Source organism: Bradyrhizobium sp. TM239 (assembly GCF_036247985.1).
Lineage (GTDB): Bacteria > Pseudomonadota > Alphaproteobacteria > Rhizobiales > Xanthobacteraceae > Bradyrhizobium > Bradyrhizobium ottawaense.
On the sequence record NZ_BTIR01000002.1, the window covers coordinates 175,447 to 200,541 of the forward strand.

At 64.8% G+C, this 25,095-nt stretch carries 25 protein-coding genes; 6 read left to right on the top strand and 19 right to left on the bottom strand.

Annotated features, from left to right (window positions below; translation table 11 throughout):
- Positions 1 to 471: 471 nt before the first annotated feature.
- On the bottom strand, positions 472 to 1,470 hold the full coding sequence (locus AABA84_RS05110; RefSeq protein WP_338311543.1) for an AraC family transcriptional regulator: 999 nt from the start codon (positions 1,468 to 1,470) through the stop codon (positions 472 to 474).
- 477 nt (positions 1,471 to 1,947) lie between these two features.
- On the opposite strand from AABA84_RS05110, the gene AABA84_RS05115 reads away from it, so the two are divergent.
- The 3 genes from AABA84_RS05115 to argE all read left to right on the top strand — a co-directional run bounded on the left by AABA84_RS05115 (position 1,948) and on the right by argE (position 5,625).
- Positions 1,948 to 3,558 carry a YadA family autotransporter adhesin gene (locus AABA84_RS05115; protein WP_338311544.1) on the top strand — a complete coding sequence of 537 codons (1,611 nt, stop codon included), beginning with the start codon at positions 1,948 to 1,950 and terminating at the stop codon, positions 3,556 to 3,558.
- A 225-nt stretch (positions 3,559 to 3,783) separates the two neighbouring features.
- On the top strand, positions 3,784 to 4,332 hold the full coding sequence (locus AABA84_RS05120) for a hypothetical protein (RefSeq protein ID WP_246550393.1): 549 nt from the start codon (positions 3,784 to 3,786) through the stop codon (positions 4,330 to 4,332).
- Between the two features lie 120 nt (positions 4,333 to 4,452).
- Complete coding sequence (argE, locus tag AABA84_RS05125; RefSeq protein WP_212249041.1) at positions 4,453 to 5,625, top strand: acetylornithine deacetylase; 1,173 nt, start codon at positions 4,453 to 4,455, stop codon at positions 5,623 to 5,625.
- 453 nt (positions 5,626 to 6,078) lie between these two features.
- Here argE and AABA84_RS05130 read toward each other — a convergent pair whose 3' ends face one another.
- Together AABA84_RS05130 and AABA84_RS05135 are read right to left on the bottom strand one after the other, a co-directional pair.
- Positions 6,079 to 7,137, bottom strand: coding sequence for a phosphotransferase family protein (locus tag AABA84_RS05130; RefSeq protein WP_212249042.1), 1,059 nt, complete (start codon positions 7,135 to 7,137; stop codon positions 6,079 to 6,081).
- 128 nt (positions 7,138 to 7,265) lie between these two features.
- The gene (locus tag AABA84_RS05135; protein WP_212249043.1) at positions 7,266 to 8,501 is read right to left on the bottom strand and encodes an acyl-CoA dehydrogenase family protein; all 1,236 of its coding nucleotides are present in this window, start codon (positions 8,499 to 8,501) and stop codon (positions 7,266 to 7,268) included.
- A gap of 227 nt (positions 8,502 to 8,728) precedes the next feature.
- Between AABA84_RS05135 and AABA84_RS05140 the strand changes: the two genes are divergently transcribed.
- Positions 8,729 to 9,388, top strand: a complete 660-nt coding sequence (locus AABA84_RS05140; RefSeq protein WP_212249044.1) for a TetR/AcrR family transcriptional regulator — start codon at positions 8,729 to 8,731, stop codon at positions 9,386 to 9,388.
- Positions 9,389 to 9,451: 63 nt separating this feature from the next.
- On the opposite strand, the gene AABA84_RS05145 is transcribed toward AABA84_RS05140, so the two are convergent.
- The 7 genes from AABA84_RS05145 to AABA84_RS05175 form a co-directional block, all read right to left on the bottom strand.
- The gene (locus tag AABA84_RS05145; RefSeq protein WP_212249045.1) at positions 9,452 to 10,300 is read right to left on the bottom strand and encodes an outer membrane protein; all 849 of its coding nucleotides are present in this window, start codon (positions 10,298 to 10,300) and stop codon (positions 9,452 to 9,454) included.
- Positions 10,301 to 10,467: 167 nt separating this feature from the next.
- The gene (locus tag AABA84_RS05150; protein ID WP_212249046.1) at positions 10,468 to 10,860 is read right to left on the bottom strand and encodes a RidA family protein; all 393 of its coding nucleotides are present in this window, start codon (positions 10,858 to 10,860) and stop codon (positions 10,468 to 10,470) included.
- Between the two features lie 96 nt (positions 10,861 to 10,956).
- Entirely contained in the window at positions 10,957 to 11,172 is a 216-nt protein-coding gene (locus AABA84_RS05155) for a hypothetical protein (RefSeq protein WP_212249047.1), read from the bottom strand.
- A 104-nt stretch (positions 11,173 to 11,276) separates the two neighbouring features.
- Complete coding sequence (locus AABA84_RS05160) at positions 11,277 to 12,152, bottom strand: 3-keto-5-aminohexanoate cleavage protein (RefSeq protein ID WP_212249048.1); 876 nt, start codon at positions 12,150 to 12,152, stop codon at positions 11,277 to 11,279.
- 4 nt (positions 12,153 to 12,156) lie between these two features.
- On the bottom strand, positions 12,157 to 13,386 hold the full coding sequence (locus tag AABA84_RS05165) for a CaiB/BaiF CoA transferase family protein (protein WP_028141053.1): 1,230 nt from the start codon (positions 13,384 to 13,386) through the stop codon (positions 12,157 to 12,159).
- A 180-nt stretch (positions 13,387 to 13,566) separates the two neighbouring features.
- The gene (locus tag AABA84_RS05170; protein ID WP_338311545.1) at positions 13,567 to 14,769 is read right to left on the bottom strand and encodes an MFS transporter; all 1,203 of its coding nucleotides are present in this window, start codon (positions 14,767 to 14,769) and stop codon (positions 13,567 to 13,569) included.
- 127 nt (positions 14,770 to 14,896) lie between these two features.
- Positions 14,897 to 15,625 carry an NUDIX hydrolase gene (locus tag AABA84_RS05175; protein WP_338311546.1) on the bottom strand — a complete coding sequence of 243 codons (729 nt, stop codon included), beginning with the start codon at positions 15,623 to 15,625 and terminating at the stop codon, positions 14,897 to 14,899.
- Between the two features lie 102 nt (positions 15,626 to 15,727).
- Between AABA84_RS05175 and AABA84_RS05180 the strand changes: the two genes are divergently transcribed.
- Positions 15,728 to 16,774: an SPFH domain-containing protein gene (locus tag AABA84_RS05180; RefSeq protein WP_338306343.1), complete on the top strand. Its 1,047-nt coding sequence runs from the start codon at positions 15,728 to 15,730 to the stop codon at positions 16,772 to 16,774.
- Positions 16,758 to 17,693 carry a sugar kinase gene (locus AABA84_RS05185; RefSeq protein WP_212249053.1) on the top strand — a complete coding sequence of 312 codons (936 nt, stop codon included), beginning with the start codon at positions 16,758 to 16,760 and terminating at the stop codon, positions 17,691 to 17,693. Before AABA84_RS05180 ends, AABA84_RS05185 begins: the two co-directional genes overlap by 17 nt.
- Positions 17,694 to 17,696: 3 nt before the next feature.
- On the opposite strand, the gene AABA84_RS05190 is transcribed toward AABA84_RS05185, so the two are convergent.
- The 9 genes from AABA84_RS05190 to AABA84_RS05230 form a co-directional block, all read right to left on the bottom strand.
- Positions 17,697 to 17,900, bottom strand: a complete 204-nt coding sequence (locus AABA84_RS05190; protein ID WP_212249054.1) for a hypothetical protein — start codon at positions 17,898 to 17,900, stop codon at positions 17,697 to 17,699.
- Positions 17,901 to 17,957: 57 nt separating this feature from the next.
- Complete coding sequence (locus AABA84_RS05195; RefSeq protein ID WP_338306344.1) at positions 17,958 to 19,295, bottom strand: PQQ-dependent sugar dehydrogenase; 1,338 nt, start codon at positions 19,293 to 19,295, stop codon at positions 17,958 to 17,960.
- Entirely contained in the window at positions 19,292 to 19,744 is a 453-nt protein-coding gene (locus AABA84_RS05200; protein WP_338306345.1) for a DUF2231 domain-containing protein, read from the bottom strand. Before AABA84_RS05200 ends, AABA84_RS05195 begins: the two co-directional genes overlap by 4 nt.
- Before the next feature lie 123 nt (positions 19,745 to 19,867).
- Entirely contained in the window at positions 19,868 to 20,191 is a 324-nt protein-coding gene (locus AABA84_RS05205; protein WP_338306346.1) for a hypothetical protein, read from the bottom strand.
- Positions 20,192 to 20,291: 100 nt separating this feature from the next.
- Positions 20,292 to 21,080, bottom strand: coding sequence for an ABC transporter permease (locus AABA84_RS05210; RefSeq protein WP_028141062.1), 789 nt, complete (start codon positions 21,078 to 21,080; stop codon positions 20,292 to 20,294).
- Positions 21,077 to 21,940: an ABC transporter permease gene (locus AABA84_RS05215; RefSeq protein ID WP_338306347.1), complete on the bottom strand. Its 864-nt coding sequence runs from the start codon at positions 21,938 to 21,940 to the stop codon at positions 21,077 to 21,079. The genes AABA84_RS05210 and AABA84_RS05215 overlap by 4 nt, the downstream gene beginning before the upstream one ends.
- An 18-nt stretch (positions 21,941 to 21,958) precedes the next feature.
- The gene (locus AABA84_RS05220; RefSeq protein ID WP_212249059.1) at positions 21,959 to 23,005 is read right to left on the bottom strand and encodes an ABC transporter substrate-binding protein; all 1,047 of its coding nucleotides are present in this window, start codon (positions 23,003 to 23,005) and stop codon (positions 21,959 to 21,961) included.
- Between the two features lie 22 nt (positions 23,006 to 23,027).
- Positions 23,028 to 24,335, bottom strand: coding sequence for an NAD(P)/FAD-dependent oxidoreductase (locus AABA84_RS05225; protein WP_212249060.1), 1,308 nt, complete (start codon positions 24,333 to 24,335; stop codon positions 23,028 to 23,030).
- 16 nt (positions 24,336 to 24,351) lie between these two features.
- Entirely contained in the window at positions 24,352 to 25,068 is a 717-nt protein-coding gene (locus AABA84_RS05230) for an HAD family hydrolase (RefSeq protein ID WP_338311547.1), read from the bottom strand.
- Between the last annotated feature and the right edge of the window lie 27 nt (positions 25,069 to 25,095).

Below are 25,095 nucleotides of genomic sequence, written 5' to 3' on the forward strand. Positions count from 1 at the left end.
TATTGCCCCCGTCGCCTTGCGGATGGCTGACGGATGCGTCCGGTTGGACGACACCCATCACCACAAGACTTGGCGCACAGACCCCGGGCGCCAGGACCACACGATTTTGCCGTACGCGGATCACACCGGTCGTGTGCGCGACGGTTCTGCTCACGGCTCTCCGCCCTGCAAAACCCATCGCGCCGATGTCACCTGCGTCCACCGCCGCCCGGCCCGCGTTCGTGACGATCGCGATACGCCCCTCTTCCTTGGGCCGGGTTGCCGCGACACATACGCCATTTCCGAAATTCGGTAAAGTGGAATATTTTCGGGCGAGCGCGTTGACCCAGGGCTGGCGTGTTTTGCCCGTCAGGCAACGCAAGGTCTTGTAGCCCGGATGAGGGAAGCGACATCCGGGATTCACAGCACGAGCTGTCCCGGGTATCGCTTCGCTCACCCGGGCTACAGGTCCAAGGTTTCGCCCCAGCGAATTCACTCCGGCGGAATGGTCCCGGCCTGCTCGCGCAGCGATTTCGGCGTGATGTCGTAGGCGGCGCGAAACGCGCGGTAGAAGCTCGAGACGTCGAGGAAGCCGCAGCGAAACGCGATGTCGGCGATCGACAGATCGACATTGACTGGATCGAGCAGATGGACGCGGGCCCGCCGCAACCGTGCCGTCATCACGATTTGCGAGAAGCTTTCGCCGGCCTTCGCCAGCATGTGCTGCACGGTCCGGGACGGCATGCCGAGCCGCCGCGCCACCCGCTCGAGGCTGACCTCGGGATCGAACGCCTGCTTGCTGATGGTCTGCCGGACCAAGGCGAGCCGGGCGCGGTAGACCGCCTCCTCGCCGTCGGCTCCCCGCACGCCGTCCCTGGCGCCGAGCCAGCGGCCGGTGAGCTTGATCAGGTGCCGCGTCGCTTCCGCCGCGCTGCCTTCGTCGAGCCCCGCCCCATTCGCGATCAGCAGGCGCGCATAGCCGGTAAGGAGCTGATAGTCCGCACCGGTGCAGTCGAGCGGGCGACAGGCCAGGTCGACCGGGGACAGGCCCCACTCCCTGAAGATCGCGTTCGGCAATTTCAGGCTGATGCAATGGCCGTTGTTCGGGGCAATGGCCTCCGTGCTCGCGTCGAGCACGAGAAGCCCCGCCTGTCCCGGCTGGACGCCAATCTCGCGCCCGAACTGGCGGCCGATGTGAGCGGTCGCGCCGATGTTGAAGCTCAGATAGACATGGTCCTCGTCGTCGCGGTTGATGTGCTTCTTGGTCCGCGCGCCGATAAAGGAGGAGCTGAACATCTCCCCGAGCGCGACGGTCTCGTTCATGACGAATTTGTGCGTCCCGACGATGCGGGCATCGCCGTCCGCGAACCCCATGTCCATGCCGGTGACGATCCGCTCGAAACACTCGGCCCACACGCGGGCTCGAACCGCGGGATCGGTAATGCCGTCGAGCACAGCCGTATCGAAAACCAGGCTCTGAAAGACCGACATCCCCCGCCTCATAGTTGCAATCAAAAAAATAACCCGGAAGAGGAATGACGCATCTTCCAGCAATGATTTGCAATAGACGCAATGTGGTTGCGTGCCAAGCGGTAGAGCCTGCGCGGCAGCTCCCATAAAGTGGGCCGCTGCAAATCAATGCATTTTGGAGGCGCCGGCCCGATGCGGGGAAAAATCGCGTCACGACCCGCCGCCGGGCGCGACGATGCCTCTCCGGCGGGTACAGGCACGAGCAATATGATGTTGGACTGGGCGAGACTGCCAGTGGGTCATGCAGAGGCGAATGCTACGTCCCGCGCGCCGGCGCGCCCGCGATCGGGAGCGACGCGCAAGACGCGCGTCGTTGCGGCCATCGCACTGTCGGCCCTTTGTCTTCTGGTTGGCGAGCGCCCTGCCGCGGCGCAATTCGTCTGCCAAAGCACTGACGGAACGGGGCAAGGCGGCTTCTCTGGCGGAGGCACCGGCAACATGGCGTGCGGCCACAATGCCAACGCCAACTCCGTCCTGGATGCCGCAAACATCGCGCTCGGCAACTCAGCGAACGCCAGCGGCGGCATTACCGCTGGACTTCAGATCATTCACAACATCGCAATCGGCGGCGCCGATTCGAACGGTGTCGCGGCCGGCGCAAACGCAAGCGGCAACGGCAGCAACAACCTTGCGGTGGGATCGGCCAGCAGCGCGAGTGGCATCGTTTCGGCAAACGTAGCCCTTGGCTTCGGTGCCCAAGCAACGGACGTCGGCGCCGGCTTCGGCCAAAACGTTGCGATCGGCGGAAGCAGCTTCATGGCCGGGGCTCCCAACGCGTCGGGATCAATCGCATCCAACATCGCGATCGGAAGCGGCGCATCCGCGACCGGCACCGGGAGCTTCACCGGCTCGGGTTTCGGGACCAACACCAATACCGCCATCGGCTTCAATGCCGCAGCCAACGGCAACCACAGCCAAAACAATGCCGTGGGATCAGGCGCCAACGCGAACGGCAACGTAAGCGCCAATGTCGCGTTCGGCAGCAATGCCAATGCAAGCGGCGACGGCGTATCCAACACGGCGGTAGGCAACGGGTCGGTCGCAACCGGTGCGAACTCCTCGGCGTTCGGCAGCGGCGTCCAGGCCCTCGGCAGTCAAGGCGCGGCGTTCGGCCAGAGTACGGTCGCCAATGGCAACAACAGCACTGCCGTGGGATCCAACAACAGCGTGACCGGCAACAACAGCGGCGCGTTCGGTACCGGACAGACCGTCAACGGCAACGGCACCTTCGCGATCGGCGATCCCAACACCGTCAATGGCAACGGCTCTTTCGTGCTCGGGGACAACAACATTGTGAACGGGTCCAATACGGCAGGCCGCGGCGACAACATCCAGCTTGTCGGCTCGAACAACGCCATCGCAGCCACCTCCAGCGCAGCGGGCTCTTCCGTGTTCGGCAGCGGCAACGCCGTGAATGCGACCAACGCGATCGTCATGGGCAATAACAGCTCGGTCTCCGGCGCCGCCGCCGTCGCGATCGGCAACGGCACGGCCGTCGCCGGAGCGAACGCGATTGCCATGGGGACGGGCGCCAGCGCGAATTTCGACAATTCCGTCGCGATCGGCAGCGGCGCGACCACGACGCGCGCCAACCAGGTCGTGGTCGGCACCGCCGGCAGCACCTACACGATGAGCGGCATCAGCTCCGCGGCGAGCAAGGCGGCGCAATCGGGGCCGCCCCAGCTCGTGACGTCCGATGCCGCGGGCAACCTTGCGACGACGACGCTTGCGAGCCTCGGGCTCGCGTCGGCTGCGGACATCAACGGGGTCAACGCTCAATTGGCGACGCTGAGCAATCGCGTCGACAATTTGACCCGGGAATCGCGGGGCGGCGTCGCGCTCGCACTCGCGGCCTCCGGCCTGCAATTCGATCCCCGCCCCGGCAAGGTCTCGATCGCCGGCGGCTTCGGCAATTTCCAGGGGCAATCCGGCCTCGCGGTCGGCCTCGGCTATTCCTATTCGGACTCCATGCGCTTCAACGCCGCGTTCACGGCCGCGCAGCAAGGCGCCGTCGGCGTGCGGGCCGGCGCGTCGTGGACGCTGAACTAAGGACGATGTTACCGCCCGATGGCGGCCACGACAATTTCGAATGTCCGGATGTTGCCGGACAGTGACAGATTCCGTTCGATCGAACCGCTAGTGTCGTTGGCTCGGATTGGTTTGAGGAATGGTGATGCACGCTTTCATGGGCTCGGGTGTGGGTGCCCGACCTGGATTGATGGGATTCGGCGCGCGGGACGGAGACCGGCCCGGATGGTGACGCCGGATCTGGCCATGCGCTTGCGAAAATGCCTCGGCCTCGTGCTGGGCGTGGTGATTGCCTTGTCGCCGGTGGTGATGAACCCGATCAGCGCCGAGGACGACAAGGCTGCCACCAAGCAGCAGCCGCAGCTTCCCGTCACCCCCGAACAGGCCCTCTATCTGGTCCGCTCGACGCTGCTGACACTGAACGACGCCAACCGCAGCGGGAACTATTCGGTGCTGCGCGATCTCGCCGCGCCCGATTTCCAGGCCAAGAACACCGCCGCCGATCTCGCGCTTGGATTCACCGACCTGCGCCGACGGAATTTCGACCTGTTCTCGGTGGCGCTGGCCGCGCCGCAGCTCTCGACACCGCCCTATCTCGACCCCAGCAAGATGCTGCGCCTGACGGGGTTCTTCCCGACGCGTCCGCTCCAGATCAATTTCGACCTCACCTTCCAGAACGTCGGCAACCAGTGGCGACCCTACGGCATCTCGGTCGCAACGCCGCAGGCGCCGCCGGAAACCGCCGCCGCGCCGCCCCCCGCTCCGGCCAGGAAGAACGCGACCCAGAAGAACTGAGGCACCAAGCCGGATGATCTGGCTCGACCGCCCGGCCCGGCCCGTTTGCGCATCATGCCCTTCCGTTGGTATGGTTCGTGCAGGCCGCAGAGCCACTCCTCCCATCACATGATCCCGAGAATGCTGGACCCAAGACCCGACCGGATTCGCAAGATCCTCGCCGACCTCGTCGGCTTCGACACCGTCAGCGACCGCACCAACCTGCCCCTGATTGCCCATATCGAGAGCTACCTCGCCGCGTTCGGCGTCAAGGGCGAGCGCATCACCGACGCGACCGGGCAGAAGGCCTCGCTTTGGGTCACGATCGGCCCCGAGGACCGGCCGGGCCTGGTGCTGTCGGGCCATACCGACGTCGTGCCCGTGGTGGGCCAGGACTGGAGCCACGATCCCTTCAAGCTCGTCGAGCGCGACGGCAAGCTCTATGGCCGCGGCACCACCGACATGAAGGGTTTTGTCGCGGTGTGCCTCGCCATGGTGCCGGAGATGGTGGAGGCCAGGCTCACGACGCCGATTCATCTCGCGATCTCCTATGACGAGGAGATCGGCTGCGTCGGCGTGCGGCCGATGCTCGGCGAGGTCGCCAAGAAGACGGTCAAGCCGCTCGGCGCCTTCATCGGCGAGCCGACCGAGATGAAGGTCATCATCGGCCACAAGGGCAAGCACGGCGTGCGCGCGACGTTTCGCGGGCTCGCGCGCCACTCCTCGATCGCACCCGACGGCGTCAACGCGATCGAATACGCCGCCGAGCTGATCGTCGAGATCCGCCGCCGCGCCGTGGCGCTTGCAAAAGAAGCCGAGCGCAACAGCCTCTACGACGTGCCACACTCGACGCTGCTCACCAGCATCGTGCATGGCGGCGCCGCGCTGAACATCGTGCCCGACACCTGCACGGTGGACTTCGAGTGCCGCGGCATCGGCATCACCGAGTCCAGGGAGGTGACGGACGCCATCGTCGCCTGGGCCAGGGCCGAGCTCGAACCGGCGATGAAGAAACAGCATCCGGAGTGCGGCATCGATTTCGAGGAGATCCTCGACTACCCCGCGCTCGACACCGCAGCCGATGCCGCGATCGTCACGCTCGCCAAGAGCCTTGCAGGGCGCAACGACCACGCCAAGGTCGCCTTCGGCACCGAAGCGAGCCTGTTCGCCAGCATGGCCGATATCCCCTCGGTGGTGATCGGCCCCGGCGCCATCGCGCAGGCGCACACGCCGGACGAGTTCGTCGAGATGGCCGAGCTGGAGAAATGCGCAGGCTTCGTGGAGAGGCTGATCGCGCATTGTGTGAAGGCGTAGCCGCAGGCGCCGCTGCCGCAGGGTGGGCAAAGCGAAGCGTGCCCACCACTCTGCCCGCGAACGCCGACGGATGGTGGGCACAGCGCTACGCGCTTTTGCCGACCCTACGAGAGCTGCCCGTAGCCCGCATAAGCGAAGCGACATGCGGGAGCATCTGCCCCGGATATCGCTTCGCTCATCCGGGCTACGCCGTCATGCCCCGGCTTGACCGGGGCATCCAGTACGCCGCGGCTTTTCGATTCAAGCACTGCGGCCTCTGGAATACTAGATTGCCCGCTTTCGCGGGCAATGACACCGAGTGTGGGAACGCGTCGTAGCCCGCATAAGCGAAGCGATATGCGGGAGCACCGTCCCGGGTATCGCTACGCTCACCCGGGCTACGACACCGAGTAAGTGGAAGCGGCGTCGCAACAAACAAAAAGCGCGGCCACATCGGCCGCGCCTTCGTCATTCCTACACCGCGCCGGCCTTTTGCGCGTAGTCCCACGAGGCCTTTGACAGCGGCACGGTGCGCTTGGCGGACTCCAGGGCCTTGGCGTTGGCGGCGGTGCCGTCGCGGACGCGGCCGGCGATGCCCTGGGTGATGCCGGCGAGGCGGAACAAATTGTAGGCGAAGTACCAGTTGAGATCAGGCACCGTCATCTTGGTGACGTTGCAATAGATCTGCGCGGCTTCCTCCACGCTCGGGATGTTGAGTGCCTTGAGGTCGGCGCCCTCAAGGCCCGGCATGATCCACTGCATCAGCAGATAGGTGAAGTCGGCCATGGGATCGCCGAGCGTCGACAGCTCCCAGTCCAGCACGGCCTGCACGCGCGGTTCCGTCGCGTGGAAAATCATGTTGTCGAGACGATAGTCGCCGTGGACGATCGAGACGCGCGCCTGCTCCGGCACGGTCCTGGGCAGCCATTCGGCGACCTTCTCGAACTCGGGAATGTGCTGCGTCTCCGACGCGCGATACTGCTTGGTCCAGCGGTCGATCTGGCGCGCGAAATAATTGCCGGGCTTGCCGAACTCGCCGAGCCCGATCGCCGTGGGATCGTACATGTGGAGTTTCGCCAGCGTCTCGATCTTGCTGGTGAAGATCTTGCGCCGCGCATCGCCATCCTGGCTCGGCAGCGTCGGATCCCAGAACACCCGGCCCTCCTCCATCGACATGATGTAGAAGGCAGCCCCAATGACGTTATCGTCCTGGCACAGCGCATAGGCGTGCGCGACCGGGAAACCCTGCTTGCCGAGCGCTGCGATTACGCGATATTCGCGATCGACCGCATGCGCCGAGGGCAGCAATTTTCCGAACGGCTTGCGGCGCATCACGTAGGAGCGCTTCGGCGTGTTCAGCCGATAGGTCGGATTGGACTGGCCGCCCTTGAATTGCAGGACGACCAGCGGACCCTCATAGCCTTCGACGTTGTCGCGCATCCAGGCTTCGAGCCGCATCTCGTCGATACGATGACGCTCCTCGACCGGCTTGGTGCCCGAGAACTCTTCGTCTTTCCTGACGCCGTCAGCCATGACGCTCCCTCTTCAGTCGAAGCACGATCCTAATGGGTAACCGCCGACGCACTTGCGTCAAGCGGTCACCCAGATCGGATCATGCCCTGTCGTTTCTTCAGATCGGGAGCGCCGCAGGGCTCTCCCTTTTAATGACTGGGAGAGTTTGCATACTTCCGAACCTCAAGTCTGGCAATGGCGCGATTGTGCACCTCGTCCGGACCGTCGGCCAGCCTGAGGGTACGGATGTGGGCGTAGTCTTTGGCAAGGCCCGCCTCATCCGAGACACCGGCGCCGCCAAAGGCCTGGATCGCCTCATCGATGATCTTCAGCGCCATGTTGGGCGCTGCGACCTTGATCATGGCGATCTCGGCCTGCGCGGTCTTGTTACCGACCTTGTCCATCATGTCGGCGGCCTTGAGACACAGCAGCCGGGTCATCTCGATGTTGGTGCGGGCATCGCCGATGCGCTGCTCCCACACGCTGTGCTCGACGATCTTCTTGCCGAAGGCGGTGCGCGAAGTGAGCCGCTTCACCATCTTCTCCAGCGCCTCCTCGGCCTTGCCGATGGTGCGCATGCAGTGATGGATGCGGCCCGGGCCGAGCCGGCCCTGCGCGATCTCGAAGCCGCGGCCTTCGCCGAGCAGGATGTTCTCCTTCGGCACCCGGACGTTGTCGAGCAGCACCTGGGCGTGGCCGTGCGGGGCGTCGTCGAAGCCGAACACCGGCAGCATCTTCTCGACCTTGATGCCGGGGGTGTCGAGCGGAATCAGGATCTGCGACTGCTGCTGATGCTTGGCCGCCTTGAAATCGGTCTTGCCCATCAGGATTGCGATCTTGCAGCGGGGATCGCCGACGCCGGACGACCACCATTTGCGGCCGTTGATGACGTAATGATCGCCGTCGCGCTCGATGCGGGTCTCGATGTTGGTGGCGTCGGACGAGGCCACCGCCGGTTCCGTCATCAGGAAGGCGGAACGGATCTCGCCGTCCATCAGCGGGCGCAGCCATTTGCGCTTCTGCTCCTTGGTGCCGTAGCGGATGAACACTTCCATGTTGCCGGTGTCGGGCGCGGAACAGTTGAACACTTCCGAGGCCCAGGTGACGCGGCCCATCTCTTCCGACAGCAGCGCGTATTCGAGATTGGTCAGTCCCGCGCCGCGGAATTCGTCGTCCTCATGCTCGCTCGGCGGCATGAACATGTTCCAGAGGCCTTCGGCCTTCGCCTTCTTCTTGAGGTCTTCCAGAACCGGAATCACCTTCCAGCGGTCGCCGGCGTGATCCTGCTGATCATAGATCGGCACCGCCGGGCGCACGTGCTTGGCCATGAACGACCGCACGCGGTCGAGCCATTCCTTCTGCTTGGGGGACAGATCGAAATCCATGGGACGCTCCTCGTTTCTCTCTTGCGAACCTGTTGGCTTCGCGAGCCTGTTTTGCGCCGGACTGTCCTCCCGCTGCGCGCGGCCCGCAAGCGCGCAGCTTGCGGACGCTTCGGAACCGGCTTCGCGAGTTGCGAACGAGTCCCGATTGCGGATTGACTTTTCCCGACCTTCAAACGATAGTTTCATACAACTGTTTGAATTGCAACTCCCTCCCCTCCGGGACATCCATGGCCAGCGATCATACGAGATCTGCCATTCTCGCCGCCGCCGAACGGCTCTATGCCGATCGCGGCTTCGGCGACGTGACGCTGCGCGACATCGTCGCGGAGGCCGGTGTCAACCTGGCGGCGGTGAACTATCATTTCGGCTCGAAGGACGAGCTGATCGCGGAATTATTCGTCACGCGCTCGATCGCCACCAACCGCGAGCGCCTGCGCGAATTGAAGGCGGCAGAGGAGGAAGGCGGCGGCCGCGCGCCGATCGAGGTGATCCTGCACGCGCTGGTCGGGCCGACCTTGCGCGGCTGCCTCGGGCCCGAGAACCAGCGCTCCACCGCGGCGCGCTTCATGATCCGCGCCTCGATCGAATCCGTGCCGCCGATCCGCCGCATCAAGAACCGCGAGATCGACCATTTGCGCAAATTCGCAGGCGCGATGCGCCGCGCCCTGCCCGACCGCAGCGACGTCGATATCTACTGGGGCCTCAACTTCGCGCTCGCGATGGCGCACCACACCATCCGCGAAAGCGAGCGGCTGACGAAGCTGTCGGAAGGCAAATGCGATCTCGACGACGTCGAGGACGTCGTCGCCCGCGTCGTCAGCGTGGCGACGATGGCGCTGACGGCGGGGAAGGTCGAGGCGAAGGCGCCAAGGGTGGCGGCGCGTTAGCACGTGCTCGACAGAAAACCCGGCCAGAGGCCGGGTCGAGTTTGGCTTGAACGATCGGCAAGATCAGTCGATCCGCGTGGCGCCGCCGAACTTGTAGCTGAGGCCGACCCGGCCGATGTCGTAATGCTGGCTGCGCGACCACGATGCACCGCACGGCGCGCCCAGGCAATTCCCGGAAGCCAGATTGAGCGTATCGGTCGCAGACCCGACGTCGACGTGCAGATATTCCGACCGCACGATCCAGTTGGGCGACAGCATCAGTTCCGCGCCGACGCCAGCCACCCAGCCGGTCCTGACGTTGGAGAAGGTCGCCGTGGTCAGATTCCTAGCACTAGAGTTAGCGCATCCGGCGACCCGACAATCGGCGGTGATCGAATCGCGCGTATCAAGAAACGCGACCCCGCCGGTGCCGTAGACCAGGATGCGGTCAAAGGCATAGCCGAGACGCCCTCGCACGGTTCCGATCCCTCTTGTTTCGCCCCGGAGCGTGAGGAAGCCTCTGCCGCTGTCGTCACTGCATTGGTCACTCCCGATATCGGTCTGGCGACAGAACGAGTGCCTGGCCGACGCCCATTGCCAATCGCCTTCCAGGCCCAGCACCAAATGCGAGGTCTGCCAGTTGTATCCGAGATGAACGCCGCCGATGGCCGACGAGGTCGACGATGCCGGTGACGGCTGTGGATTGTTGGCAAACTCGGGCGTGTCATCGTCCTGAAAGAAGTTCGAACGTCCGCCCGTCGTGGCTTTGGTCCCGCCGATATCGGCGCCGGCATAAAAACCCGTCCAGTCCCAGACCGCGGCGACCGCCGCCGCTTTCGTGTATCGCGGCGCGACATCCGCAGCATTCGCACCGGCAAGACCGATGCAGAGAATGCCTGCTGTCGCAACGGCCCCGGCGAGCAATTCCTTCAAGACGATCCGGCAAGACATCTGTGCCCCTTCCCTCCATCGACCCGCACGTCCTGCGAGTCGGTCACGATGGATGAGGCTTAGGGGGAGCCCGCTCTGCCCGCGTCATTCGCTCGAATGACACAGGCCATCTTGCGGCGCAGTGTTGCCGATCTGCAATATGCCTCGCCTCACATCATCGCGATGCAGTCGATCTCGACGTCGAAGGGGCCGAACCATTCCGGCGTGCAGACGAAGATCCGCGCCGGCGGATCGAGCGGGAAATAGCGGGCATAGACCGCGTTGAAGGCGGCGAAGTGTTTCGTCGAGGTGCAGTAGACGTTGCACTTCATGACGTTGTCGAGCGAGGCGCCGGCCGCCTGAAGACACAGCTTCATCTGCTCCATGACGATCTCGCTCTGCCGCTCGATCGGCATTTGCGCGATCTCGCCCGTGTCCGGATCGAACGGCGGCAGGCCTGAGACGAAGATCATATTGCCGGCGAGCGTGACCGGCGAGACCGGCGCGTTGCGGCGATCGAGAAACGTCGAGATCGGCTCGACGCGGAGCGCTTCGCGTTTCATGGCCGGCCACCTTCGGTTCGAGCGGGACTGACGGCTGACTACATCATCTTTCAGCCGGCATGTTTCGCTTTTCGTCGAAGTGTGGTCGTGGCGGGTTCAGCCCCGCTGCGGCATCTCCTCGGCCTCTTCCTTGGCGAGCAGCAGCAGCATCTCGATGCCCATCTCGCCTTCCTGCGGCGAGCGGATGAACTTGATCTCCTCGGCACTCTGCCGCAGTGCGGCAACGATGGCGACGGCCTGATTGGCGGTCGCCGCCTCGGTCGCCAGAATTGCCTTCTGGTCCTTGGCCTGGAACCCGATCGTGTAGGACATCCATTTCCCTCCCGACATTACTGGAGAGATCGAATCAGAGTCGGGCGCGAAGCGGAAGCCTGTGCGACTACGGACCGGGATTATCTGGGGATGGCGCGCAAGCCTCACGCCAGCCCCAGCATCCCGCGCGCATCTTCCGCTGTCGCAACGCTCGCTCCCAGGCTCTTCAGAATGCCCGCGGCGTGCGCGACCAGCTCGGCATTGGTCTTCGCCAGCACGCCCTTGGACATATAGAGATTGTCCTCCATGCCGACGCGGACATGGCCGCCGAGCAACCAGGCCTGCGCCACCATCGGGAACTCGGCGCGGCCGATGCCGAAGCCGGACCAGATCGCGCCCGGCGGCAGCAGGCTGCGGGCGTAGAACATCGTCTCGGGCGTCGCCGAGAAGCCGTATTTCACCCCGAGCACCAGCGAGAACAGGCCCGGCCCCTTCAGCGTGCCGTCGGCGAACAGGTCGCGCGCCAGATGGCAGTCGCCGCTATCGAACAGCTCGATCTCCGGCAGCACGCCGGCCGCCTTCATCCGCTCGGCCATGATGCGGACATTGCGCGGCGTGTTGATCACGACCTCGCCGCCGGAGTTCATGGTGTTGAGATCGAGCGTGCAGATGTCAGGCTTGAGCAGCTCGATGTGCTCGACGCGTTTTTCGGGCTGCAGCAGCGTGGTGCCGGGGCCGGCGACGCGCGGGTCTTCGAGCGAGGGCACGAAGCGCCCGCCGGGACCGGTGGTGAGGTTGATGACCAGACTCTTGTTGCGGGCGCGGATGCGCGCCACCACGTCGCGGTAGAGATCGACCTCCATCGAGGGACGCCCCGTCGCGGGATCGCGCACATGGATGTGGGCGATGGCGGCGCCGGCTTCGGCCGCTTCCAGCGCGGAGGTCGCGATCTGCTCGGGCGTGATGGGGAGGTACGGCGACTGCTCGGGCTTTGTGAGGTTGCCCGTGATGGCGCAGGTGATGATGGTTTTGGTGGTCATGAGATCAGATGATCCCCTGCTGCTTCAGCGTCTCGATCTTGCCCGCATCATAGCCGAGCTTGCCGCCGAGCACCTCCTGCGTGTGCTCGCCGAGCAGCGGCGGGGCGCGATATTCGGTGATGGGTGTGCCCGACAGGGTCAGCGCGTTGCGGATCAGCGAGAGCTCGGGCTCGAACTTGTGCTCGGTCTTCACCCGCATGCCGCGCGACTGGACGTGCGGATCGGAAAACACCTGCTCGAAATTGTTGATCGGGCCCGAGGGCACGCCAGCCTCTTCCAACTTGTCCAGCCAGTAGGCCACCGGCTGCTTCAGGAACAGGCCGGCGAAGATCGCCATGATCTCCTTGCCGTGCACGACGCGGTCGTTGTTCTTGATGAAGCGCGGATCGGTCGCCAGTTCCGGCGCGCCGAGCACGGCGCAGGTGCGCTGGAACTGGCCGTCATTGCCGACCACCAGCATCAGCTCGCCGTCGGTGCAGCGGAACACGCCGGCCGGCATGCCGCCATTGCCCCAGGTGCCGCGCCGCGGCGGCGTCTTGCCGTTGACGAGATAGATCTGCAGCCAGTGCGACAGCGACGCAATGACGGTGTCGAACAGGCAGACGTCGATGTGCTGCCCCTCGCCGCCATTGACGTCGCGATGGTAGAGCGCCGAGAGAATCCCGATCGAGGTGTTCATGCCGGTCATGTAGTCGACGATCGACGGGCCGACCTTCATCGGGCCCTCGCCGGGCTCGCCGTCGATATGACCGGTGACGCTCATCAGGCCGCCCATCGCCTGCAGGATGGCGTCATAGCCGGCGCGCGGCGCATAGGGCCCGGTCTGGCCGAATCCGGTCACCGAACAATAGATGATGCCGGGGTTGATCGCCTTGATCGTCTCGTAGTCGAGGCCGTAGCGCTTGAGATCGCCGACCTTGTAATTCTCCATGAAGACGTCGACGTCCTTGGCAAGCTCGCGGATGATCGCCTGCCCCTCGGGCTTGGCGATGTTGACCGTGACGGACTTCTTGTTGCGGTTGGCGCAGAGATAGAAGGAATTGTTGTTGTTGGCCTTGCCTTCCGGATCGGTCAGGTAAGGCGGGCCGAAGGCGCGCGCGTCATCGCCGGTGCCCGGCCGCTCGATCTTGATCACCTCCGCGCCCAAATCGCCCAGCATCTGGGCCGACAAAGGCCCGGCAAGCACGCGCGTGAGGTCAAGGATCTTGATGCCTGAGAGCGGCAAGGCCGACATATCGATTTCCTCCGGGGAACTGGATCTTGGCGCGGCGGCTCAAAGCGCGCCACGCCCCCTAGCGGATACACTATTTTGGCGCCTTGAGCACTGCACTGGCGGCATACGGCCATCCGCAGCTTCGGCAGCGAGCCAAGTCCCGTCTGCAACTTTCCGCGACGCGAATATTGCCTCATCGGCTCAGGTCACGGCCGCCGCAGTCGCTTGTGGCCGCCGCCGTCCGAGCAGGACCAGGATCAGCACCGTCGCGCAGGAGAAGACAAAAGTGAGACCGAGCGCACCGCGGCTGCCGAACTGGGTGAGCAGCCCGACAAGGAGCGGCGGCGAGATCGCGGAGGCGAGATTGAGCGGCAGCGCGATCATCGACATCGCCTTGGCGAACTCGGCCTGGTCGTAGAACACGAGCGGGATGGTCGCCCGCGCCACCGCCATCGCGCCGCTGCCGGCGCCATAGAGCAGGATGAAGACCGCCACCGCCCAGGTCGCGCCTTCGCTCAGCATCAGCAGCAACATCGCGACGGGCAGCGCGGTGCCCGCGACGAGCCCTGTCGTGATCCCGTCCCATCGCCCGCCGCCGAGGAGATCGAGCCCGCGGGCGCTGACCTGGATCACGCCCAGCATGGAGCCGAAGAGGAGTGCCTGCGCCGGCGCCAGCCCCTCCGCCCGCAACAGCTCGATCATGACGGCGCTGATGCCGAAATTGACGAAGGCGTTGAGCGTGATCGCGGCGACGACGAGGCCGAAGGTGCTCTTCGGAATCGCGGGCGGCGGTGACGCCTTGACCGGCTCGCCGCCATCATTCCCCGCGATCTTCCGGCGCGGTGCGAACGCATAGAGCGGCAGGCTGACAACGAGCATCATCGCGGCATAGACGAGGCACGTCCCCCGCCAGCCGAGGTGCCCGCTGAGGAACGACGTCGTCGGCCAGAAGATGCTGCTGGACAGGCCCGTCACCAGCATCAAGGCCCCGATCGCGTTCTTGGCCTGCCGTCCGGCGATCTCGTTCAGCATGATATAGGCGCCAGTCGACAGCGTGGCGCTGCCGGCGATGCCGAGGACGATCCAGGCGGCGAAATAGAGCATCGGCTCGCGCGCGAGGGACAGCAGCACGAAGCCCGGCACGGTGACGACCGTGCCGACCATCATGACCGTCCGCGCGCCATGCCGTGCAAACGATTTGGCCAGCCACGGCGCGCACAGTCCCATCGAGACGTAGAGAACGGACGTTCCGGCGAACACCGCCGGCAGGCTCATGCCGAGATCGCTTGCGAGATCGCGCCCGACGATGGCAGGAAGCCCGATCGTGCCCCATCCGACCAGCTGCGTGATGGCGAGCACCAGCAGGACGCCGATCAGCCTGCTGTCAGATTTCAAGAACCGCATTCCAACCGTTCGCCTGCCTGCCGAGCGCAGATCGCGCCGGCAACCAATGTCTTACCTGCAGACCGAGGCCACGGGCATGCCGGTTCCGAATGGCACCGCGGCGCCAGCCGCAGAGCGGAGCACGACCTCATTCCGGCGGATTGAACGTCCGAACGAAATACACGGGCTCGCCGCCCTTCTTCAGGCGGTAGAGTTGCGCCGGACGGTTGGGACCGCGCCGCATCTTCGCGACCGGCTCGATCATGTCGGCCGACAGGATCCGGGTCCGGAAGGCGCTTTTCTCGAGCGGGCGGTCGAGCACGATCTCATAGACCCGCTGCAGATCCGGCAGCGTGAATTCCGCCGGCATCAGATAGGCCGGCAGCGAGGTGTACTCCACCTTGTTGCGCAGCCGCCGGATCGCGGTTGCGAGGATCTCGCCGTGATCGAAGGCGAGCTTCTCCTTGAGCCGTCCGCCTCGAACCGGAAACCACCGCGCATCGTTCGCCAGCACGCTTGCGTCCGCCGGGATCAGCGCAAAATAGGCGTGGGTCGCCGACCAGCCGCGCGGATCGCGCGTCGCACTTCCCCAGCTTCCGAGCTGCTCCAGATAAGGACTGGTAACTCCGGTCTTCTCCTTCAGCTTGCGTGCCGCACAGGCGGCGAGATCGCGGTCCTTCGTGACGTCCACGAAGCCGCCCGGCAGCGCCAAGCTGAGCGGAAACGGCTCGCCCTCGCCGGCCGGGCGCTGCATCAGCAGCACCTGAAGCCTGTCGTCGAGGATCGTAAAGATCACGACATCGACCGTGGTCAGGGGTCGCGGGAAGTCCAATTGCCCTGATTTACCAGACCCTTCAGCCCGACCTTCGCCCGCCATCGGCAGCCCCCCCTGTTCGAACTTGACAGTAGCATAGTTAGTTGTACAGTCCAACTTACTTAGTTGCTCAGACCAACTTACAGTCAGTGATTGGAGACGGCCATGTTCGGCGTCAGGTTCATCAAGGCCCAGCCCACCACCTATCTGATGAAGTACCGCGCCGGCGCGGTCGTCGCCGAGGGCGCCGGGCTCTCCGCGCTCTATTACGCGCCGGTGACCACGCTGGTCGCCGTGCCCATCGGCAGCCGCGACGCCTCCTTCATCTTCGAGCAGATCGCGCGCGACTTTCAGACACTGACCGTGCAGGGTCACGTCACCTATCGCGTCAGCGAGCCGAAGAAGGCGGCATCGATGCTCGACTTCACGCTGAAGGCCGATGGCAAGTCCTACGGGAGCGACGATCCGGAAAAGCTGCCGGAGCGCATTCTCGGCACGGTCGAGGTCCTCGCCCAGCAAGCGGTGAAGGAGCTGACGCTGAGGGACGCATTGCAGGCGTCCGATCGCATCGCCGACATCATCGCGGGCGGCTTGAGGGCGCGCGCCGACATCGCCGCTCTCGGCCTCGAAATCCTCGGCGTGTCGATCCGCGGCATCAAGCCGACTCCGGACACCGCAAGGGCGCTGGAGGCGCAAGCGCGCGAGGCGATCCTGAAGAACGCGGACGAAGCGATCTTCGCCCGGCGCAACTTCGCCGTCGAGCAGGAACGTGCCATTCGCGAGAGCGAGCTCGACACCGAGATCGCGGTCGAGCAGAAGAAGCGGTCGATTCGCGAGACCCAAATGGACGCCGAGGCAAGCGTTGCGGCAAAGCGCAATGAGCTGCGCGAGGCCGGCATGGCCGCGGACATCGTGCTGGAGGGCAAGCGCAAGGATTTCGTCGGCCTCAATGCCGAGAATACCAGGACGCTGGCCGACGCCGAGGCCTATCGCGTCGGTGCGCTGATGAAGATCTTCGAGGGCGTCGACACCCGCGTGATCCAGGCGCTCGCCGCCGCCGGCATGCAGCCGGGTCAGCTGATCGCGCAAGCCTTCTCCGGCATTGCCGAGAAGGCCGAGAAGATCGGCCAGCTCAACGTCTCGCCAGACCTGCTCAGCCAGTTGATGGAGAAGCCGAAGCCGACGGAGGCCGCCAATGCCCGCCGCCAATGACCGCAAGGTGGTGCTGGTGACGCGCAAGACCAGGCTGGAGGACCTGATCGCGCGCCACCTGACGGCGGCGCAGGCCCGCTTCTACGTCGAGCATCTCGGCGCCGACTTCTCGGACTATGAGCGCGAGCACGAGGTCTATCGTGCGCAGCGCCACACGACGCTGCAAGTGCTGGAGCAATGGGGGCGCTATCAGGTCGTCGACCGCGGCTTCCTGCCGAACTTCCTGTTCGGCCCGGACGACATCGTGGTCGCGCTCGGCCAGGACGGCGTCGTCGCCAACACGATGAAATATCTGAACGACCACCCGCTGATCGGGCTCAATCCGGATCCCGCGCGCCACGACGGCATCCTGCTTCCCTTTGCGCCGCGTGACCTCGCAAAACTCCTGCCGGAGGTCGCCAGTGAGAAGCGCGGCAGCCAGACCGTGACGATGGCCGAAGCGCGGCTCAACGACGGCCAGGTGCTCTACGCCGTCAACGACCTCTTCATCGGCGCCCGCACGCATGTCTCCGCGATCTACGAGCTTGCGGCCGGCGGGGCGACGGAACGACAATCTTCCAGCGGCCTGATCGTCTCGACCGGGCTTGGATCGACCGCCTGGTTCAAGAGCATCGTCACCGGCTCGCTGGCCATTGCCGGCAGCTTTGGCCAGCCTCCCCCGCTGACCGGTTACGAGGCCCTGCCCTGGGACGCAGCCGAGCTGCGCTTTGCGGTGCGAGAGCCCTTTCCCAGCCGCCATTCGCAGACCCATCTCGTCTGCGGCCGGCTCGCTTCGGCGGATCAATTGCGCATTCGCTCGCTGATGGCGGAAAACGGCGTCATCTTCAGCGACGGCGTCGAAGCCGACCGTCTCGACTTCAACGCGGGTGCCGAGGTCACGATCGGGATTGCCGCGCGGCGCGGGCGGCTGATCGTCTGATGGCTAGATGCCGAGCGCGTTGTCTCCGGCTTCGCGGCCGGGCACGCTGACTTGGACTTCATGTCCCTCACGAAGCGCGAGGGATGCGGCGGCGACCGCCGATTCGAACGCAGCTTCCTTGGTGGCGTATGTGTTCTTGACGTCACCGTCGTGCAGCACGCCCCATTCGTTCCGCACCGGCACGATGGCATATTGAGCAAGGCCCATTGTCCAACTCCTGGCTTGGCTTTCAGAAACCGTCGTCCCGATAACGCGCCGGCGGGCTTAACGTTGCGTCAGCTGCGGATGCGCGGCGGTGACGCGCCACACCGTATTGCCGCTATCATCGGCGACCAGCAGCGCGCCGGTCTTGTCGATGGCGACGCCAACGGGACGGCCGCGCGCCTGGTTGTCGCTGTTGAGGAAGCCGGTCACGACATCCTGCGCCGGTCCGCTCGGCTTGCCGTCGATGAACGGCACGAACACGACCTTGTAGCCGTTGAGCACCTGCCTGTTCCAGCTGCCATGCTCGCCGACGAAGGCGCCGCCGCGATAGGCAGCCGGCAGGCTGGAGCCGGTGTTGAAGGCGAGCCCGAGCGGGGCGACATGCGAGCTCAGGGCATAATCCGGCACGATCGCTTTGGCGACGAGATCCGGCCGCTGCGGCTTGACGCGGGGATCGACATGCTGGCCGTAATAGCTGTAGGGCCAGCCGTAGAAGCCGCCGTCCTTCACCGAGGTCATGTAATCGGGAACGAGATCGGGCCCGAGCTCGTCGCGCTCGTTCACCACCGTCCACAGCGCGCCGGTCTGCGGCTCGAAGCTGAGCCCGTTCGGATTGCGCAGGCCGCTTGCGAACACGCGCCAGCGCCCGCTGGCACGGTCGATCTCCAGGATCGCCGCGCGATTGTGCTCGGCCTCCATGCCGTTCTCGGTGATGTTGCTGTTGGAGCCGACGCCGGCATAGAGTTTCGAGCCGTCGGGGCTGGCGACGAGACTCTTGGTCCAGTGATGGTTGATCGGCCCGCCCGGCAGCGGCGTCAGCACCGTGCCCGGTGCGGTGATCTTCGTGTCGCCGTCCGTGTAGGGATATCTGACGATCGCATCGGCATTGGCGACGTAGAGATCGTTGCCCACCAGCGCGATGCCGAACGGCGAGTTGAGATGGTCGAGGAAGACGCTTTGCGTATCCGGCACGCCGTCGCCATTGCCGTCACGCAGCAGCGTGATGCGGTTGCCCGGCCCGGTGTCGTTGCCGCCCGAGGTCGCCCAGGACTCGATATAGCCCATGACGATCTCCTTGGGCCGCTTGATCCCCGCTCCCTTCGGCGCCTTGGATTCCGCCACCAGCACGTCACCATTGGGCAGCACGTAGAGGAAACGCGGATGCTGCAGGCCGGTCGCGAAGGCCTTGACCTGCAGGCCCTCGGCCACAGCGGGCGTCTCGCCCTTCTTCCAGCCGACGATGCGCGCGATGTGGACGGGCGGCAGCAGATATTGCTGGATGTCCGGTAGCTTTGGGGTCGCACCGATCTGCGCCTTGGGATCGCCGCTGCCGTCGTCGCAGCCGGCCAGCAACGGCAGCAACGAGCACACCAGCGCGCGGGCGAGCTTCGATATCATCGCGCAACTCCCACGCCGTGGCGATAGACCATGGCCCAGCCGAGCCAGCCGGTGACGGGCAGGATCAGCACGGTGATCACGGACAGAACGAGCCCTGTCGGCCACACCGAGGTCCAGGCATCGCGGCTGTGGATCAGCGCGTTGACGATGGCCAGGATCAGCGCCACGGCATTGCCGATCAGATGCGGCCAGGCCGGCGTCTGCGCCCGCACCAGGCGGTTGCCGAGGAAATCAGTGAGGCCCGCGATCGCCGCCAGCACGCCGAAGACGACGCCAGCGAGCAGAAGCCAGGCGGAAAAATCCGCCCACATGATCTCGGCGCTGGCGACATAGGCGATGTCGGTCAGGAGAGCCCCGATGAAGCACGCGATCGGGATCGACACCAGCATCGGATGAATGGGATGACCCGCGATCTGCGCGATGGTGCGCACGCGCACGTCTTGCTGCACGGTTGGCCTCGTGTGACTTTCCTCCAGCCCGACCGGCCAACTCGTGCGGGATGTGATGGTTCCTAGGGGATCCGCCTTGCTCCGCTTTGACCCGCGCAGATCGCGCTCATCGCGGCGGCAATATCACCGACCGCGGCTGCCCTGGATACGCGTCAGACCCAGCCTTTCGCGGACCTCGTCATCCTCGATTGCCTGATCAAGACGCGCGTCCTTGCCGGCTTCGAAATCTTCCGCGATCGTTTCGAGCGCCCGAAACGCCTCCCCGGCGCTCGGTGCCGCTTCGATGTGAGCAAGCGACTGACCGTTGACCGTGAGATCGGCCTCGCCCCAGGGCGTGGTGTCAATCTCCAGGCGGTCGCCGCCGGCATTTGCGATGAAGTGCTGGACGGTGGATTTGGAGGTCGGCAGGGAGAGGTCCGGCGTCCAATCGATCGGCTTGTTGGTCATGTCATGGTTGTCCCGAAGTTGCGACTAACCGATAGACCATCCGGCGCGCGCGACATTGACCTGGATCAGGCCCGGCGCGGCCGGGCCGTCAGCGCAGGATTTATCCCACCTTCCTCTTCTGTCGCGTGGTTGCGAGCAATACCAGGAGGAACGAGGCCGCAGTCATCAGCGTCGATATCGCTCCAATCGTTGGGTCGATCTCGTCTCGAAGCGCGGTGAACATGCGCTTGGTCAGCGGCTGGTACTGGCCGCCGGAGATGAACAGCGCGACGATGGTCTCGTCCATTGCCGAGATGAAGGCAAAAATGCCGCCGGCGACCACGCTCGACTTGATCTGCGGCAGGGTCACCGCGAAGAAGCTGCGCAGCCGGTTCATGCCGAGGCTTCGCGCAACCATCTCCTGCGCCGGATCGAAGCTCTGCAGGCCCGCCAGCACCGATATGACGACATAAGGCAAGCCCAGCATGACATTGGCGAGCACGAGGCCGGGCATGGTCGCGACCAGGCCGACCTTGGCGTAGACGAAGAAGATGCCGACCGCGGTGATGATAATCGGCACCACCAGCGGCAGCAGCAGCGCCATATGAACGACGCGCATGATGCGCAGCTTGGACTGGCTGATGGCATAGGCGGCAGCCACCCCACACGGCGTTGCAATCACGACGGTGAAGAGCGCAACTGTCAGCGTCACGCGCGTTGCCTGCATCCAGGCCGGGTTTGTGAAATATTGCTGATACCAGCGCGTCGAGAACGACGGCGGCGGGAAGGTCAGGAAGCGCGCGCTGGAGAACGAGATCGGCGCGATGATGAGAACGGGCAGGATCAGATAGACCAGCACCAGCGCGCTGATCGCGTAGAGGGCAATCCGTGCGGGCGAGATGCGCATCATTTCTGCCCCAGCACGCGGTCGAGCGAGATGAAGCGGCTGACGACAAAGAAGATTGCGAGCACGCTGAGAAGCAGCACCACCGCGACGGCGCTCGCCGCGCCGAACTGGTTGTAGAGCTCGACATTGCGGCTCACCAGCATCGACACCATCACGGTGCGGCCGCCGCCGAGCAGCTCCGGCGTGATGTAGAAGCCGAGGCAGAGCACGAACACCATGGTGCAGCCGGCGAGCACGCCCGGCAACGACAGCGGCAGGAAGACGCGAAAGAATGTCAGCGACGGGCTCGCGCCGAGACTGGCGCCGGCTTGCATGAGATCGCCGGGGATCTTCTGCATCGTGGCATAGAGCGGCAGCACCATGAACGGCAGCAGGATGTGCACGGTCGCCACCACCGTACCAAAACTGTTGTGGACCAGCGCGAGTGGCTCGGAGATCACATCGAAATAGCGCAGGAATTGGTTGATCACGCCGCTACGCTGAAGCAGCGCCAGCCAGGCATAGGCGCGGACCAGCACGCTAGTCCAGAACGGCAGCACGACCAGCGACAGGATCAGGATGCTCCAGCCCTTCGGCACCGAATTGGCGAGATAGGCCAAGGGATAGCCGAGCAGCAGAGCGATCAACGTGACCGCGAGGCTGATCTCGAAGGTCAGCGCGAAACTTCGCCAGTAGATGTCTTCGGTGAAGACTCGCCGGTAGTTCTCCAGCGTAAAGCCATCATGGTAGATCGACTGCCAGGCCAGCCAGCCGACCGGCAGCACGATCAAGAGCAAAATCACGAGCAGCGCCGGCGACACCAGCGCCAGCATCAGCCCGTGCTCACGGCGCTGATGCTTTTGCGAAGGATCGGACACTGTCATCGTCAACGCTGCCTCGTCTCACTTCTGCATGAACGACGCCCAGCGCTTCTCGGCGGCTTCGCCGGCCGGCGATGACCACCAGGCGTAGGACATCAGCGCCTGCTTGGCCGCGTTCGCCGGCTCGCTCGGCAATTGCGCGGCACGTTCGGACTTGATCACGTTGGTTTCAAACGCCTTCGGATTGCCGGGGCCGTAGTCGATGTGGAGCGGCAGATTGGCCTGGTGCACGGGATCGACGGCCTCGTTGAGGAATTTCAACGCGGTGTCGAGATTCGGCGCGCCCTTGAGAATGCAGAGCGAGGTGCTCTGTAGGACGCCCTGATTGTAGGTGAAGGCAACCTTGGCGCCTTCCTTGGCGACGGCGCTGACTCGGCCGTTCCAGGCCATCTCCATGTCGACCTCGCCGTCGTTGAGCAGTTGCGCCGACTGCGCACCCGAAGTCCACCACACCGTGATGTGCGGCTTGATCTCCTCGAGCTTCTTGAAGGCGCGATCGACGTCGAGCGGATAGAGCTTGTCCGGCGCGACACCGTCAGCCATCAATGCGGCCTCAAGCGTGGCGAACGGGTGGTTGCGCAGGGCGCGGCGGCCGGGGAATTTCTTGACGTCCCAGAAATCTGCCCAGCTGTTCGGCGCGTCCTTCGGGAACGTCTTCTGGCTGTAGGACAGCACGCTGGAATAGAACTCATAGGAGACCGAATAGGGACTGCGATACGCCTCCGGCATCGCCGCGCCGTTCGGGATCTTCGAGAAGTCGAGCTTCTCCATCAGCCCCTGCTCGCCGCCGCGCAGGCAGTTGCCGGTGGGCGTGTCGACGACGTCCCAGATCGGCTTGCCGCTGCCGACCTGGGTCTTGATCGCAGGCCAGGCGTCGGGAATGGAATCCTGGTTGATGGTGATGCCGAGCTTCTTGGCGGAGGGATCCAGGATCGCCACCGTCTGCGCCTGCTGGTAGGCGCCGCCCTGCGAGACGAAGGTGATCTGCTCGGCGGCATCGGCCGCATTGGTCAATCCGATTGCGCCCAGCAGCGCGCAGCCCAGTCCAAACTTCTGCTTCATCGTCATCCTCGCCTCCTCCAAAGACTTCTCACTGACCGATCGCATCCAGAAACTGGTACCAGCCGGCGACCATGCGCACGGCGGGCTCGCGCAGCGGATAGAACGGAATGGTCTTCACGCGACTGACATCGAGCAGGCCGACGTCGGGGCTCTCGTCGCGCACGAAGGCGGCCAGATAGCGGCCCATCAGGCTCGACATCGCCACACCTGCTCCGTTGTAGCCCAGCGAGACCAGCGTGCGGTCGTCGAGCCGGCCGATATGCGGCACCGAATCCAGCGTCATCGCGACGAGGCCCGACCATTTGTATGCGAGCGGGACCTCGGCCAGATCAGGGAAGATGCTGACCATCGCCTTGCGCAGCGCGTCGAACGCGGCTTGGGAGTCCTGCTTGCCGAATGCGCCGCGCCCGCCGAAGATCACGCGATTGTCGACCATGCGGAACCAGCGCATCATGCGCTTGGTCTCGGTGTAGGTCCGTCCCGTCGGCATCAGCTTGCCAGCGAGATTGCGCGGCAGCTGCTCGGTCGCCACCATGGCGCTGCGGAACGGGATCAGCGTGCGCTGCAGATGCGCGGTCGCGCCGGTCAAATCCGAATAGCTGTTGGTCGCGATGATCGCCTGTTTCGCGCGCACCGCGCCTTGCGGCGTCTCGGCGACGATGCCGCCGTTCACGCGCCGCAGCTTGACGACCGGAGATTCCTGGAAGATCGGAACACCGCGGCGCGCCACGCCATCGGCGAGGCCGCGCAGATAGTTCAGCGGATGGATCCCGCCCGAGCCGGGATTGAGCACGCCGCCGACGAAAATGTCGGAGCCGGTCTCCTCGCGCACGCCGCTTCTGTCGAGGATGCGGACCTCGGCGGAGCCCATCTCGCGCGTCATCCAGTTGGCTTCGTCGATCGCCGCCTTGAGCGTCGTCTCGTTGTGGGCAGCCTTGACCTGGCCGGTGCGCGTCAGGTTTGCGCTGGTGATACCGAATTCGGACACTAGCTCCTCGACCATGTCGGTCGATTCATGAGCGATCTCGTACATGCGCTTTGCCATCGCGCGGCCGTGCACGGCGTCGATCTCACGGAACGACAGGCGAAACTTTGCGGTGATCACGCCACCGTTGCGCCCGCTCGCGCCCCAGCCGGGGCGGTTGGCCTCGAGCACGATCGGTGCGAGCCCGCTCTTGGCGATATGGTGCGCAGCGGAGAGCCCGGTATAGCCCGCGCCGATGATCACCACATCGGCCTGATGCTCGCCCGACAGCACGGGACAATCGCGCGCCGGCTCCGCCGTGGCTTCCCACAGCGAGTTGACCGATGGCTGCGCGCTCCAGTCCCGTGTCATGCCCGCGCTCACGGATTTATGCCGCCGGCCCGATCGCTGCGTCGGCCAGTGCCTTCAAGGTCGGATAATGGAAGTCCGGCTTGGTTAGCGTCTCCACCGCGGGCGTGCCGCCAAAACCGGCAATGCCCTGGCGGCGCTCGATCCAGCACACCTTGTAGCCCAGCTTCCGCGCGATGCCGATGTCGTGGTACTGGCTCTGCGCGACATGCAGAATGTCGGACTGCTTATAGCCGAAGGCCGACTGACGCCCCTTGTTGTAAGCGAAGAACTCTGGATTGGGCTTTGCCACCCCGGTGTCGTCGGCGCATACGGTGTCGTCGAAGGGATTGCCGAGCGCATGCGCGTAACACGAGAGCGCGACGCGGTCCGCATTGGTCATCGCCACCAGCCGGAATTTCGTGCGCAAGCGCTTCAGTGCTTCGACTGAGTCCACGAATGGTCCCCAGCGCAGCACCGAGAGCTGGAAGACATCGCACGACGCGTCGTCAGACGGCAGCCCGAGCTCCTTGGCGAGATGGCGATAGACGTGGAACATCGCCTCGCTCGAGCGCTCGTAGTGCATGTCGCGGCCGCGCTTGTAGGGCTCGAATATCTGCTCGTCGCTGAGCTCGGCCGGCGTCTTGCCCGAGATCTTGCGCACCGCTGCGAGCACGCCAGCCTCGAAATCGATCAAGGTGCCGACGACGTCGAAGGTGAGGACCTTGAAATTGCTGAACGCGGCTTGGGTCGACATGTCGTTTTTCTCTCAGGTTAGACAGGC